12 protein-coding genes are annotated in these 13,371 nt (G+C 59.9%); 7 read left to right on the forward strand and 5 right to left on the reverse strand.

Going from position 1 to position 13,371, the window contains the following annotated elements; translation table 11 throughout:
* Positions 1–5 precede the first annotated feature (5 nt).
* Together ACA043_RS18530 and ACA043_RS18535 are read left to right on the forward strand one after the other, a co-directional pair.
* Positions 6–821: a gamma-carboxygeranoyl-CoA hydratase gene (locus ACA043_RS18530; RefSeq protein ID WP_497657635.1), complete on the forward strand. Its 816-nt coding sequence runs from the start codon at positions 6–8 to the stop codon at positions 819–821.
* On the forward strand, positions 821–2,770 hold the full coding sequence (locus ACA043_RS18535; RefSeq protein WP_489880285.1) for an acetyl/propionyl/methylcrotonyl-CoA carboxylase subunit alpha: 1,950 nt from the start codon (positions 821–823) through the stop codon (positions 2,768–2,770). The genes ACA043_RS18530 and ACA043_RS18535 overlap by 1 nt, the downstream gene beginning before the upstream one ends.
* Before the next feature lie 39 nt (positions 2,771–2,809).
* On the opposite strand, the gene ACA043_RS18540 is transcribed toward ACA043_RS18535, so the two are convergent.
* Positions 2,810–3,469, reverse strand: coding sequence for a LexA family protein (locus tag ACA043_RS18540; protein ID WP_187680451.1), 660 nt, complete (start codon positions 3,467–3,469; stop codon positions 2,810–2,812).
* Positions 3,470–3,599: 130 nt separating this feature from the next.
* Here ACA043_RS18540 and ACA043_RS18545 point away from each other — a divergent pair, with 130 nt between their 5' ends.
* The 3 genes from ACA043_RS18545 (at position 3,600) to ACA043_RS18555 (ending at position 6,920) form a co-directional block, all read left to right on the forward strand.
* Positions 3,600–3,938 (forward strand): DUF6124 family protein, encoded by a 339-nt coding sequence (locus ACA043_RS18545; protein ID WP_187680452.1) that lies wholly within the window; start codon positions 3,600–3,602, stop codon positions 3,936–3,938.
* A gap of 480 nt (positions 3,939–4,418) precedes the next feature.
* Positions 4,419–5,570, forward strand: coding sequence for a M14 family metallopeptidase (locus ACA043_RS18550; RefSeq protein WP_497657636.1), 1,152 nt, complete (start codon positions 4,419–4,421; stop codon positions 5,568–5,570).
* A gap of 150 nt (positions 5,571–5,720) precedes the next feature.
* Positions 5,721–6,920, forward strand: a complete 1,200-nt coding sequence (locus tag ACA043_RS18555; protein WP_401268573.1) for an MFS transporter — start codon at positions 5,721–5,723, stop codon at positions 6,918–6,920.
* On the opposite strand, the gene ACA043_RS18560 is transcribed toward ACA043_RS18555, so the two are convergent.
* Together ACA043_RS18560 and ACA043_RS18565 are read right to left on the reverse strand one after the other, a co-directional pair.
* Entirely contained in the window at positions 6,917–7,462 is a 546-nt protein-coding gene (locus ACA043_RS18560; protein ID WP_187680455.1) for a cytochrome b, read from the reverse strand. The two genes, ACA043_RS18555 and ACA043_RS18560, sit on opposite strands and share 4 nt — an antisense overlap.
* A complete protein-coding gene (locus tag ACA043_RS18565; RefSeq protein ID WP_401268568.1) occupies positions 7,459–8,553 on the reverse strand; it encodes a catalase family peroxidase in 1,095 nt (364 codons plus the stop codon). The genes ACA043_RS18560 and ACA043_RS18565 overlap by 4 nt, the downstream gene beginning before the upstream one ends.
* Before the next feature lie 157 nt (positions 8,554–8,710).
* Here ACA043_RS18565 and ACA043_RS18570 point away from each other — a divergent pair, with 157 nt between their 5' ends.
* Positions 8,711–9,217 carry a sigma-70 family RNA polymerase sigma factor gene (locus ACA043_RS18570; RefSeq protein WP_187680457.1) on the forward strand — a complete coding sequence of 169 codons (507 nt, stop codon included), beginning with the start codon at positions 8,711–8,713 and terminating at the stop codon, positions 9,215–9,217.
* Positions 9,214–9,969 (forward strand): anti-sigma factor family protein, encoded by a 756-nt coding sequence (locus ACA043_RS18575; protein ID WP_497657637.1) that lies wholly within the window; start codon positions 9,214–9,216, stop codon positions 9,967–9,969. Before ACA043_RS18570 ends, ACA043_RS18575 begins: the two co-directional genes overlap by 4 nt.
* 11 nt (positions 9,970–9,980) lie before the next feature.
* On the opposite strand, the gene ACA043_RS18580 is transcribed toward ACA043_RS18575, so the two are convergent.
* Together ACA043_RS18580 and ACA043_RS18585 are read right to left on the reverse strand one after the other, a co-directional pair.
* Entirely contained in the window at positions 9,981–10,952 is a 972-nt protein-coding gene (locus tag ACA043_RS18580) for a Csu type fimbrial protein (protein WP_497657638.1), read from the reverse strand.
* Entirely contained in the window at positions 10,949–13,306 is a 2,358-nt protein-coding gene (locus tag ACA043_RS18585; protein ID WP_497657639.1) for a fimbria/pilus outer membrane usher protein, read from the reverse strand. The genes ACA043_RS18580 and ACA043_RS18585 overlap by 4 nt, the downstream gene beginning before the upstream one ends.
* Between the last annotated feature and the right edge of the window lie 65 nt (positions 13,307–13,371).

Here is a 13,371-nt window from a genome sequence, read left to right on the forward strand (position 1 = left end):
ATCTCATGAGCGATTTCAACACCCTCGAATTGCAAAGCGACCCACGAGGTTTCGCCACCCTGTGGCTCAACCGCGCAGAAAAGAACAACGCCTTCAACGCCGAAATGATCCGCGAACTGATCCTCGCCCTAGACAAGGTTGCCAGCGATGCCAGCCTGCGTTTCCTGCTGGTGCGCGGGCGTGGCAAACACTTCAGTGCCGGCGCCGACCTCGCCTGGATGCAGCAATCGGCTGAACTCGACTACCACACCAACCTCGACGACGCCCGCGAGCTGGCGGAGCTGATGTACAACCTCGCCAAGCTGAAAATCCCGACCCTGGCCGTGGTGCAAGGCGCGGCGTTCGGCGGCGCGCTGGGTTTGATCAGTTGCTGCGACATGGCGATTGGCGTCGATGACGCGCAGTTCTGCCTGTCGGAAGTGCGTATCGGTCTGGCACCCGCAGTGATCAGCCCGTTCGTGGTGCAGGCCATTGGCGAGCGCGCGGCACGTCGTTACGCACTGACGGCCGAACGTTTTGGCGGTCAGCGGGCTCGGGAAATAGGTTTGTTGTCCGAGAGCTATCCGGTCGCGGAGCTTGAGCAACAGGTCGAACAGTGGATCGACAATCTGCTGCTCAACAGCCCCGCCGCCATGCGCGCGAGCAAAGACTTGCTGCGTGAAGTAGGGAACGGAGCGCTGACCCCGGCGCTGCGCCGCTACACCGAAAACGCCATCGCCCGTATCCGCGTCAGCCCCGAAGGCCAGGAAGGTTTGCGCGCGTTTCTGCAAAAACGCCCGCCGAACTGGCTAGCCGCAACTACTACCAAGGAGCCGCGTTGATGAGCGCACCTGTTCTCACCACCGTGCTGGTGGCCAACCGTGGCGAAATTGCCTGCCGGGTCATGCGTACCGCCAAAGCGCTTGGCCTGACCACTGTCGCCGTACACAGCGCCACCGACCGCGAAGCGCGGCACAGCCGTGAAGCAGATATTCGTGTTGATCTCGGAGGCAGCAAAGCCGCCGACAGTTATCTGCAAATCGACAAGCTGATCGCGGCGGCCAAGGCCAGCGGCGCACAGGCGATTCACCCAGGTTATGGCTTTCTTTCGGAGAACGCCGGTTTCGCCCGCGCCATCGAAGCGGCCGGCCTGATTTTCCTCGGCCCACCTGCCTCGGCCATCGACGCGATGGGCAGCAAATCCGCGGCCAAAGCGCTGATGGAAACCGCCGGCGTGCCGTTGGTGCCGGGTTACCACGGTGAAGCGCAAGATCTCGAGACCTTCCGCGCTGCCTGCGAACGCATCGGCTATCCAGTCCTGCTGAAAGCCACAGCTGGCGGCGGCGGCAAGGGCATGAAAGTCGTCGAGGACGTCAGCCAACTCGCAGAGGCCCTGGCCTCCGCTCAACGTGAAGCACAGTCGTCGTTCGGCGATTCGCGGATGCTGGTGGAGAAATACCTGCTCAAGCCACGCCACGTGGAAATCCAGGTGTTCGCCGATCAGCATGGCAATTGCCTCTACCTCAACGAGCGCGATTGCTCGATCCAGCGCCGTCACCAGAAAGTCGTCGAAGAAGCACCGGCACCGGGCCTGACGGTGGAACTGCGCCGTGCGATGGGCGAGGCGGCCGTGCGTTCGGCGCAAGCAATCGGCTACGTCGGCGCTGGCACCGTGGAGTTTTTGCTCGATGCGCGTGGCGAATTCTTCTTTATGGAGATGAACACGCGACTGCAGGTTGAGCACCCGGTGACCGAAGCCATTACTGGCCTGGATCTGGTGGCCTGGCAGATTCGCGTTGCCCGTGGCGAAGTATTGCCGATCACTCAGCAGCAAGTCCCGCTCAACGGCCACGCGATTGAAGTGCGGCTGTATGCCGAGGATCCTGCGAATGACTTCCTGCCCGCGACCGGGCGCCTGGCGTTGTACCGTGAATCGGCTGAAGGGCCGGGACGCCGAGTCGACAGTGGAGTGGAAGAAGGTGATGAGATTTCGCCGTTTTACGACCCGATGCTCGGCAAGCTGATTGCCTGGGGCGAGGATCGAGAACAAGCGCGATTGCGTTTGCTGAGCATGCTCGATGAGTTTGCGATTGGCGGATTGAAGACCAATATCAATTTCCTGCGGCGGATCATCGCTCATCCGGCGTTTGCCGCGGCGGAACTGGATACCGGGTTTATTCCGCGTTATCAGGAGCAACTGTTGCCGGCTCCGGGTGAGTTGAGTGATGCGTTCTGGAACGTCGCGGCGCAGGCGTTTGCACAGAGCCTGCCGAGTATTGCTCGGGCGGATGATCCGAGTTCGCCGTGGACTGCAAACAGCGGTTTGCGTGCAGGTCTGCCGCAGGAGATCACCCTGCATTTAAGTTGCGAAGGCCAGGATCGGGCGCTGACACTGGATGCAGGTGGCAACGCCAAACTGACTGGTGAAGCACTGGTTATCGAGCACGACGGTGTACGTCGTAACTTGCGCGCGATCCGCCAGGGCGATTCGCTGTATCTGCAATGGGAAGGCGAGTTGCGCCGTATCCAAACGTACGACCCGATCAGCGCCGTCGAGGCCAGCCATAGTCATCAAGGGGGGCTGACTGCGCCAATGAACGGCAGCATCGTGCGAGTTCTGGTGGAAGCAGGCCAATCGGTCGAAGCAGGTGCGCAACTGGTGGTGCTGGAGGCGATGAAGATGGAGCACAGCATCCGTGCGCCACATGCAGGAGTGATCAAGGCGCTGTATTGCCAGGAAGGTGAAATGGTCGGCGAAGGCAGCGCTTTGGTCGAACTGGAAGAGGTGTGAATGGAGGATCGATCCTACGCCGGGCGAGGATCGATCTGACTAGAATCGCGCCGTTGCCTGAACCACGACACCGATGATTCGACACTCATCGGTGAACAGGGCCTTCGGCCAGGTCGGATTGAGCGGCACCAGGTAACGCTGGCCGCCCTCTTCGTCGAGCTTGCGAAATATCGCTTCTTCGCTGCCCTGCCACTGGGCAATCACCAGCTTGCCGGGCACAGCTTCCACCTCCGGATCCACCAGGATCAGCGTGCCTTCGGCAATACTCGGGCCACTGGGTGCGGTCATCGAATCCCCCGCCACCGCCAGCCAGAACGCAGCACCTCGGGCGTGGTAATCCGTCAGTTCGAAGCGCTGTTTATCCGTTGTCGGCACATAGACTGCCGAACCGCTCTCACGCACCTCGCACGGTGCGCGCCAATCGCTGACCGGGTATCGGAAGTAAGGGTTGTACTTCTGCGCCAGCGGCATGTCATCGTCCGGCGCTTCCTGTGGCTCGCGGATCACCAGCACCACTTCAAGGAAGTCCATACCCAGCGCCTGCAGCACGCGGTTCATTTCAGTGATGCCCGGTTCCCGGCGTTTGTTCAGCCAATGGCCAATCCCGCCCTGGGACATACCGACGCGCTCTCCGAGCTCTGTTTGAGTGATTTTGAGTTCACTCATCTTGGCCTTGACCAACTCAATCCATTTATCCATGTGCGGCACCTTACGCGGACGCCTTCGGCCGGCAAAACACATATTGTAGTATTTAAATTCTAGTCACAACTACACATCGTATTATCCTGAAGGCACGGATTTCCAATCGAACAAGGAGTGGCTCTTCATCATGAATATCAGCAGCAAAGACTTGCCCGATCTGCAAATGGACACCACCTTCACCTCGCCACAAGGCAACGCGGCGGCGCAGCGAGCCCTGGATTATTACTTGAAACCAGCTGTGTCAGAACCTGAGGTGGATGAACGCTTTTTCAATGTCAGACGTCACCTCAGCGGCGAAGAAGCTCTGGTGCACGCTTCCGATCTGTTGCGCTGCGCGGCCGCCACTGCCTTCAAAGCAGCAGAAAACCTGCAAGGCGCGAGTCGCGATCTGGCCTTTTCGGTGGTGCACATGGTGGATATGGCGCGGGCGATGGTCGACCATTCGATCGATGGCGATGACGTCTGAGGAACAGGAATTCGGACGGACAGGAAAGAGTTTTCCAATCGCGCAGATAAAAACATTTGACTTGCAAATGATAATGATTATTATTGCAAGCAGCTGGTCGCGAGATCAGTCGATGGGCCAGAGACCTTAGGTCGGTCTTCTGGACTATCTCCTCATCAGGCTAATCACGGTTTTTGACCCGGCTTTTTGCCGGGTCTTTTTTTGCCCGTTTTTCGGGCTTATGGCTTCAGGCTAATGAAGTCTTTAGGTACTGCAAATTCGATGGCGCGGATAATATCAAAAGAATATCGGTTGGCAAGCGAAGCCCGGCCACATTGGGGCAAACTAATGACAATTAGCACTTGAGAATCAATCGCATAGCTTCTAAGCTGCGTCCGCGTCATGGAGGACGCCCCCCGCCAACATCCGTAATTCCCCTCGGTTTCACCGCTGTCTTGCGTGTAAAGTAACGGCCATAAAAATCATATTCAGGAATCGACTATGACCGTGGCCAAATCTTCGTTCGACATCAGCGCCAACTTCGATAGCGGCAATATCCAAGTCATCGACATCAGCAATCCGCTCAACCCGGTTCTGGCCATCCGCCCAGACACCCGCAGCGCGCATTTCCAGTGGTTCCATTTCAAGGCCAGCGGCCTGCACGTCGGCCAGGAACACTGGTTTCGCCTGAACAACGCCAGCCAGTCCACCTACGCCAAGGGCTGGCCCGGCTATCAAGCCGTAGCGTCCTATGACCACGTCAACTGGTTCCGCGTACCAACGATTTTCGAAGGCGACTGCCTGCGTTTCTCCCTTGAAGCCACCCAGACCCACGCCTGGTTCGCCTATTTCGAACCCTACAGCCGTGGCCGTCATGACTGGCTGATCGAACAAGCCCTGACCAAGGCCGGCACCGAGTTGCTGGCGACCGGCAAGAGCGTCGAAGGTCGCGACATTCAACTGTTGCGCAAAGGCAGCGGTGCCGAAGGCCAGCGCAAAGTCTGGATCATCGCCCAACAGCATCCTGGCGAACACATGGCCGAATGGTTCATGGAAGGCATCATCGAGCGTCTGGAAAGACACGATGACCCGGTGCTGAACAAATTACTCGCCAGCGCCGATCTTTACCTGGTGCCGAACATGAACCCGGACGGCGCCTTCCATGGCCACCTGCGCACCAACGCGATGGGCCAGGACTTGAACCGTGCCTGGCAGAATGCCAGTCAGGAGATCAGTCCTGAAGTCCTGTTCGTACAGCAGCAAATGGAAAAGTACGGTGTCGATCTGTTTCTGGACGCCCATGGTGACGAAACCATTCCCCACGTGTTCACCGCCGGTTGTGAAGGCAATCCGGGATACACACCGCGGATCGAGAAGCTCGAAGAGCATTTCCGCAGCCACCTGAAACACACCACCAAAGAGTTCCAGACCAAGTACGGCTACACCCGTGACGAACCGGGCCAGGCCAACATGACCCTGGCGTGCAACAGCGTCGGCCAGAAGTACGATTGTCTGTCACTGACCCTCGAAATGCCGTTCAAGGATCACGACGACGCACCGAATACGGAAACCGGCTGGTCGGGCAAACGCTCGAAACAGTTGGGCAAAGACGTGCTGACCACCATCGCCGACATGGTCGATACCCTGCGCTGATACCCTTCCCCGCGTTACCAAAAGATCGCAGCTTGTCTGCGATCTTTTTCTTTGTGCTGTCCATGGATTCGACATAGGTGGTTGCAAATCAAAACCAGAGTGCATACCTTGATTCTGGTTTTAATTTGAAACCCAAAAGGGAATCCGGGTATGAAATCTCAATCACTTAACAGCAGTGTCGTGCTGCTTTTCGCCGTCGCCTGCGGCTTGGCCGTGGGCAACGTGTATTACGCACAGCCGCTGCTGGATGCCATGGCCGAGGCGTTTGCCATGTCGCCGGCCTCCATCGGCATCGTCATTACGCTGACTCAAATCGGTTACGGCGTTGGGCTGGTATTGCTCGTGCCGCTCGGTGATTTGCTGAATCGACGACGGTTGATCGTCACGCAAACGCTGTTGTCAGCGGCGGCGTTATTGATTATCGCGCTGGCCCCCACCAGTCTTTGGTTATTGCTTGGCATGACGCTGACCGGTTTGCTCGCGGTGGTCACTCAAGTCTTGGTGGCTTACGCGGCGACACTGACAGATCCGGCACAACGCGGTCGCGTAGTCGGCGTCGTTACCAGTGGCATCGTTGTCGGCATCCTGCTGGCGCGCACGGTCGCCGGAGCCATGGCCGATCTGGCCGGATGGCGAGCCATCTATTGGTTGTCGGCGGGACTGACATTGGTGATGGCTTTGCTGCTGTTTCGCGTGCTGCCCAAAGCAGAAGCGCCGCAACCGGCGACACGTTACAGCGCACTGATCGCCTCGGTATTCAGCCTGTTCAAGGAAGAGCCGGTTCTGCGCCAACGCGCACTGCTCGCGCTGCTGACCTTCGCCAGCGCCATGGTGTTGTGGACGCCGATGGTGCTGCCACTGGCCGCCCCGCCGCTGTCGCTTTCCCACAGCGAAATCGGATTATTCGGACTCGCCGGTGCAGCAGGCGCACTGGCCGCCGCGCGCGCCGGACACCTGGCCGACCGAGGCTTGGGCCAATGGGTCAGCGGGCTTTCGCTGCTGTTGATGCTCGGCTCGTGGCTGCCGATCGCCCTCACCCAATCCTCGCTGTGGGCGTTGCTGCTTGGAGTGATTACTTTGGATCTAGGCCTGCAAGCCGTGCACGTCACCAGCCAGAGCATGATCTACAGCGTGCGCCCTGAAGCGCAAAGCCGCCTTACCGCCGGTTACATGCTGTTTTATTCGATCGGCAGCGCGTTGGGCTCAATCGGATCAACCGCCATGTATGCGTGGGCCGGTTGGACTGGCGTGTGCCTGCTGGGTGCAGGCATCAACGCGGTCGCGCTGGGCTATTGGTGGCTGACCCTGAAAAGCGGCGCACCTGAACGATGCGCCACCCAAACGGGCTAACTGCGGTCCCGCCCACGCAACATACTGTCGAGTACCTCGTCGCGGCGCACCCAGCCATGGAACAACGCCGCCGCCAGGTGCAGCAGCACGGTCAGAAACAACAGATACGCCAGATACCCATGGGCTTTGCGCAGAAACGCAAATACCTGCGCATCGGCCGGCACAATCGACGGCAACTGCAACGAACTGCTGAGCATCACCGGCTCCCCCGAGGCACTGATCATCGCCCAACCGAGCAGCGGCAACACCAGCATCAACGCATACAACAAGACGTGCGAAGCCTTGGCGGCCAGCACTTGCCAGTCCGGCAGATCCGCCGGCAATGGTGGCTGGCGCGTCGAGAAACGCACCAACAAACGCACGATCACCAGCGCCAGAATCGCGATACCCAACGGCTTGTGCAGATTGATCAGCCATTCATGCCGTTCTGAGACCGAGGTGACCATACCGGCACCAATAAACAGCATCGCGATGATCATCACCGCCATCAGCCAGTGCAGCAGCCGCGCCAACAGCGCGAAATGAGTCGGTTGCGTGCTCATGGGCGAGCCTCCTGTTTGGCGGCGGGCAATTGGCTGACTTCGCTGGTGCGGCGCAGGTAGGAATCGGCGTAACCGGCGGAGCGAGCGGCCAGCAATGGATCGTCGGAACCTTGAATCCCGGCCGGTAAAACCAGTGGGTCGTAGTTGATGTCACGGCACTCGCCGCTCAGTTGCGGCTGTGTTTTCTCCAGCACCAACGTGCCGGCATTCAACACCTTGCGACCCTCGGGCCAGGTTTTGCTGGCGTCGTTCACCGGATCATCGGCGTTAGCCAGGGTGATATTCAACTGAAAACGCAGTGGTGCAGCAGCCATGCGTTGCACCAGGTCTTTCTCCAGAAAGTCGCCGCCCTCGGGAGCGGTGGCGCCTGCAGCGTCCTGAGCCAAAGGCTTCATGCTCCAGCGCACGGCCTGTTTTTTCCCGCTGGCATCCACCAGATAGAAGGCATTGATGCTGTTATAGGTTTCAGTGGCGTAGCTCGCCGATGGTTTGGCGGTCTTCACCCAAGTGAGAAACGGCACGGCTTCCGGGTGCGATGCGAAGAATGCCGGCACCTTGGCCGGGTCCGGTTTGCCGGTGGCCGGATCCGGCGACTGCGCCTGTTGCAGTTGATAGAACGCCTCGGGCGTACCCACCGGAAACACCGGCATGCTGTTCATCCCGGTGCGCCACTGCTGGCCGTTGGCCTGGGTGAAACGCAGCGCCAGACTGCGAATCGGTACGCTGCTGTCCGGCGCATAAGGATTGCCCGCTGGCAACGCAAAACGCCCCACCACCGGGGTGCGTGGCTCGTTGAATACCTGCGCGGTCGAGAACGCTCGCGCCTCGCCGCTGCTCTCGAAATGGCCGATGACGCAAACGCCCTTGCCGTGATTGCGGCGGAACCCGGGATGCACACCGTTGTTCTTTTCCAATACATCGACCAGCGCCTTGGGCGTCAGACGTTGTGGGTCAAAGTTGCCATGCACGTAGGCAAACGCCCCGGCCACTGCTGCAACCACCACGGCTATGCCGCCAAGACGCAAAATCAGGCTCGCGGCACTCAGTGGCGGGCGCTGCGGCCCGCCTGTGGGTGAAGTGCGATCAACCATGAATAACTCCAGGGCCATCGGCCACAAATAGGAAGAATCAGCAAGACGCACCCCGTCAGGGTTTATTCCACGGCCCGGTATTTATTTTTCCGAACGTGGAATAACCTCCAACGACGGACGTCTCCCTAGTCCACAGCGTAGTGACTAGCAGAAACTCATGAGCGAATTCGACGAACAGTTGAGAGAAATCATTCCCAGATTGCGCCGCTTTGCCGTGTCGTTGACGCGCAACAGCAGCAGCGCCGACGATCTGGTACAGGCGAGCCTGGAGCGGGCACTGTCGAGTTGGGGCGATAAACGCGCCGAGGGCGACCTGCGTGCCTGGCTGTTTGCGATCCTGTATCGACAGTTTCTCGATGCTCATCGCCGCTCTCGCCGCTATGCACGGATGCTTGAGTTTTTTACCGGTCGCGACGACGTCGAGCCTTCGGTGGAGCGCACGGTGATCGCCCAATCGACCCTGCAAGCCTTCGACCGATTGCCCACCGAGCAACGCGCCCTGCTAATGATGGTCTCGGTTGAAGGCCTTTCCTATAAAGAGGTCGCCGAGATCCTTGGCGCCCCGATCGGCACCGTGATGTCGCGCCTGTCCCGCGCCCGCCAGGCCTTGCGCCAACTCAGCGACGGCGAAATCAGCAGCCCTTCTTTGCGGATACTCAAATGATCAGCCTGCCTCCCAGCGAGCGTGACCTGCACGCTTACGTCGACCACCAGCTCAGCGACGCCGACCGGCGTGTGCTGGAAACCTGGCTGGCCAGCCACCCGGATGAAGCCGCGCAAGTGCGCGGCTGGCAACTGGACGCCCAGCAACTGCGTGCGGCGCTAAGTGGCGCGCTACAGCAACCGGCCAATCCGGCGCTTGATCCGTCGATGATTCGTCAGCGCCGCAAACTTCAGTCGCGCCGCCATCTGGCCAGCGCTGCAGTGTTGCTGATCGCGGTCAGCGTCGGCGGTTTCAGTGGCTGGCAGGCGCGGGAAATGACCCTCGTGCGCGCCTCCATATTGCCGATGACCGATGCGTTGCAGGCCTATCGACTGATTGCCCAGCAAGGCATATTGCCGGCCGATTACAAGGTCGATGGCGACGGCGATATGCAGCGCTGGCTCGACCGCTACTTCAATCAGGCGGGGCGCTTGCCAGACCTGAAGTCGGCCGGATTTGAACCGGTCAGTGGTCGCCTGCTCAGCACCGATGAAGGTCCGGCAGCGATGGTGATGTATGAGGATCGCGGTGGGCACAAGGTGAGTTTTTATGTGCGACCGCCGGGGCCGAAAAACACCTTTTTGCCCCGTGGCAGCCGAAGTGATGGGGATTTGCAGGCCGAGTATTGGTCGGGTGGCGGGTACAACTATGCGATGGTCAGCCCGGTTGATACGCCAGCGGCGCAACAGCTCAAGCAATCGCTGCAATTCTGAAACACGCGTGCTCAGAAACCGACATCCAGCACCACATTGTCCAGATACGTCCCCGCCGGCGGTGTGGTCTGGTCGGTGTAGATCTTTGCGTTGTAATTGAAAATCTGGCTGCCGGTACCCAAGCCGTTACCCGGATTGACCTCGGCATCGGTACTCGCCCGACGCGCAGTGCCGACACTGCCCCAACGCGTCGTGCCGGCGCTTTTGAAAATGTCATAGGCCAGGTAATTGCCGCCGGAGATCATCCGCCGTCGCCCACCCATGCTTACCGGGTTCTGACCGTCGCTCAAGCCCACGGTGTAGGCGCTGCCCTTGGTGCAAGCCAGATTGATGGTCTGCCCGGTTACCGGCGTAAAGGCACTGACCACCGGCGCACTGCCAAACGCGATGTTCGGCGCGGTAATCGTGCAATCATTGGACACGGTAAGGTTGACGGTCAACGTGGTGGTTCCATTGTTGATATCGCGCCCGAGGCAGATGGCACCGATGCCAATCCCCGAGCAGTAATTCCAGTTCCAGAAAATACTCAGGGTCTCGGTGTACACCCCGGCAGCAACGTTGCTGCCGATGGTCGTTCTCAGATAGAGCGGCACGGTTTTCGGCGTCGTCCCGTTAAGCAGCCCCAAGGCATCAATGATGCCATTGCGGGCGAAGTCATAGGCCGTGCCCCGCGTCAGCGGGTAACTGGTGCTGTTGTTGGCGTAGATCGTGTAACCGATGACATCACCTGTCGGCCCGACCAGGCCACTTTGGGTCGAGGAGACGGTGGCCCAGAAGTGGTCGCTGTTGCTCAACAACGTCAACAGGGAACCCGTACAGCTTAAACCACCATTGAGGGTGGAACTGGGCTGCGACGTGGTGCGTACGGCAATCGAACTGAGCGTACCGAAGGCCGCCGGCGTGGTGCTGACCACTGAACACAAGGCCTGCGCCGCCCCCGGCAGCATCAGCGCCAGCCACAGACACAAACGGACGCCGATCATTGGCACACCAACGGACCAATCAGCGGCACCTGGCTCTGATTCATGTCCACGCTGAACTGCGCCTTGCAGGTTTTGCCATCGGCCAGCGTGACCTTTAAAGAGTTATGCGCCTGAAGGTTTTCCAGATAGACCAGCCCGTCCCACCCGACCACCGTGTTTGTGCCGCTCTGTTCATGCAACACACCTGCGCCCAGCGGCAATTCACGCTGTTGTGCATCGACTAACACAATGCTCGCCGCGATCACCCGGGCCAGCGGGAATTCCAGCAAGTACCCGCTGCCACGCCGAACCGCGATACGCTGCTCGACATTCGGACTACGCACGTTGGCCGGCAGATTCAGCGGATCGATTTCGTATTTGCCACGGTAATAAGCACTGCTCCACGGTACTAACAGATGTCCGTTCTTGTCGGTCTGACCCACTTGCTGGTTTTCATAGCGCACCGGAATGTCGGCAAAACCATCGGTACTGACCACGACAAACGCATCGTCGATGCGGTTGGCGGCGAACACCTGCTGATCCATCCACACCAGCGAGCCACTGGCATCGGCCCAACGGGTTTCGGCGTCCGAGGTACCATAAACCCCGGCCTGCAACTGCACCGATTGCAGACGCCAGGTCACGTCAGCCTGACGGTAATCGGCGCCGTCCCCCTTGGCGTAACCCAGATTGAAGCCCACCCCGCCCTCGGATGGCACCGCGCGGCTGTAGTTGATCCGCTGCTGGGTCTGCCCGGTATTGCTGCGTTCACTGCTGATCGCCAGGCTGCCACGCAAGTCAAACGGAATCACCAGTTGCGCCTGCACCGCCCAGTTGCTGTCGCCGATCTCGCGGTTGGCAGACAGGTAGAAACTGCTGTTGCGCCACAGCGGTTTGCTCCAGCTCAGATTGAGCAGGCGCGTGCGCGAATCGTCAGCCGCGCGCACATCGAAATACCCGGCACCGAGGCTGCCCCAGCGCTCGAGATTGAGGCTCAGGGTGGCCTGTTCGCTGCGGCGGCTGAGGCTGATGTAGGGGCTGTCGACCACGGTCAGGTCGGCGTATTGATCGTACCGTTGCAGGCGTTGATAAGAAAAACTGAAGCGCTGGTTGCTGTACTGATAACCCAGGCTCAATTGCTCGCCACCGTCGCCCTCGAAACGGCTCTGGCTGATCGCACTGTTGAGCACGCCGAAATTGCCGAGCCGCAGGTTCCCCCCGAGCCCTGCGAGGGTCAGGCTATCAGCGGCTTCGGCGTGGCTCTCGAGGGTGAAAGTGTCGCTGACGCCATAACGCAGGCTGCCGGAGGTCACGCCCGGCCCGTAACTGAAATCCTTCAGGGCGTAATCGCGACGCAACGTACCGGCGGCCACGGAGAAATCACTCAAACCCTTTTGCAGCAAACTGCTGGTGACATAGAACGGCACTGTGGTCGAAACCTGCCGACCCAGCGCATCCGTAGTCACCACCACCGCTTCGCCAGCGCCATTGATGAACGGAATGTTGGTCAGCGTATACGGCCCAGGTTGCAGGTCGGCGCTGCTGGATTTGTAGCCATTGATAAACAGATCCACCGAGGACGGCACCGCCGCTTCGCCGGCAAACTGCGGCAGTGGATAGGTGACCAGATCCGGGCGCACCGCGAAGTCCCGGGAGAACTGCACGCCGCCCAGCCGAACCGAACTGCTCCATGGCAACGCGCCGCTGATCACGTCGCCGGCTTCGTAGGTGAGCATCCGCTCGTCATCGGAGTAACGCCAGGTGGTGTCGTAACGCAGATAGCCGTTGTTCAGTGTACTGAGCGAATCACCGGACAAGGTGCGCCGATACTGCCCGGTATTGGACAAGGTGCCCCAACTGTCGAACAGCCGCACTTCATTCCAGGCCGCCAGATACGTGCCGGCATCGTCGGTGTCGTTGAGGTACAGGTCATAGTTGAATAGCGCGCCGAAACTGCTCAATGCCGGGGTTCGTGGATAAGCCTGGCGATTGCCGATCAATTGCTCCGGCAGCCAGTCCGGCGGTACGTCGAGAAGCAAGCGCTGACCGACGCTGTCGTAATCGCTGTGCAGCCCCGGCAGACCGTCGAGGTCGACTTCTACGCCGAGGTTATCGGGCAGTTTCATACCGGTTTCGCGCAACGCCGTGGCCGGCAGATACAGTCGCCCACCGCGCTGCTCCACCGCCACCACGCGGCCGGTATTCATCTGGTTGACCACCAGTTCCAGAAACAACTGTGCATCACTTACGGCCTCCATGCCGCTGGGCGGTGGCGGCAGCTCGCCGGCCCCGGTTGGTTGAACGAACACCAGGCAACAAGCGCCGGTCATGAGCCACAACGGACGCTGAATACGGCGAGCCCATCCTGGGCTCATACGCGCTTTACGTCCGTCAATGGACTCAATCCTCCTGATACTGCTTTAACCGACGCCAGCTATTG

This window comes from Pseudomonas sp. LBUM1648, assembly GCF_059716145.1.

Excerpts from the sequence above, each read along its gene's own strand:
- ACA043_RS18530 (WP_497657635.1), top strand. The coding sequence starts at position 6 with ATGAGCGATTTCAACACCCTCGAATTGCAAAGCGACCCACGAGGTTTC.
- ACA043_RS18535 (WP_489880285.1), top strand. The coding sequence starts at position 821 with ATGAGCGCACCTGTTCTCACCACCGTGCTGGTGGCCAACCGTGGCGAA.
- ACA043_RS18540 (WP_187680451.1), bottom strand. The coding sequence starts at position 3,469 with ATGGATAAATGGATTGAGTTGGTCAAGGCCAAGATGAGTGAACTCAAA.
- ACA043_RS18545 (WP_187680452.1), top strand. The coding sequence starts at position 3,600 with ATGAATATCAGCAGCAAAGACTTGCCCGATCTGCAAATGGACACCACC.
- ACA043_RS18550 (WP_497657636.1), top strand. The coding sequence starts at position 4,419 with ATGACCGTGGCCAAATCTTCGTTCGACATCAGCGCCAACTTCGATAGC.
- ACA043_RS18555 (WP_401268573.1), top strand. The coding sequence starts at position 5,721 with ATGAAATCTCAATCACTTAACAGCAGTGTCGTGCTGCTTTTCGCCGTC.
- ACA043_RS18560 (WP_187680455.1), bottom strand. The coding sequence starts at position 7,462 with ATGAGCACGCAACCGACTCATTTCGCGCTGTTGGCGCGGCTGCTGCAC.
- ACA043_RS18565 (WP_401268568.1), bottom strand. The coding sequence starts at position 8,553 with ATGGTTGATCGCACTTCACCCACAGGCGGGCCGCAGCGCCCGCCACTG.
- ACA043_RS18570 (WP_187680457.1), top strand. The coding sequence starts at position 8,711 with ATGAGCGAATTCGACGAACAGTTGAGAGAAATCATTCCCAGATTGCGC.
- ACA043_RS18575 (WP_497657637.1), top strand. The coding sequence starts at position 9,214 with ATGATCAGCCTGCCTCCCAGCGAGCGTGACCTGCACGCTTACGTCGAC.
- ACA043_RS18580 (WP_497657638.1), bottom strand. The coding sequence starts at position 10,952 with ATGATCGGCGTCCGTTTGTGTCTGTGGCTGGCGCTGATGCTGCCGGGG.
- ACA043_RS18585 (WP_497657639.1), bottom strand. The coding sequence starts at position 13,306 with ATGAGCCCAGGATGGGCTCGCCGTATTCAGCGTCCGTTGTGGCTCATG.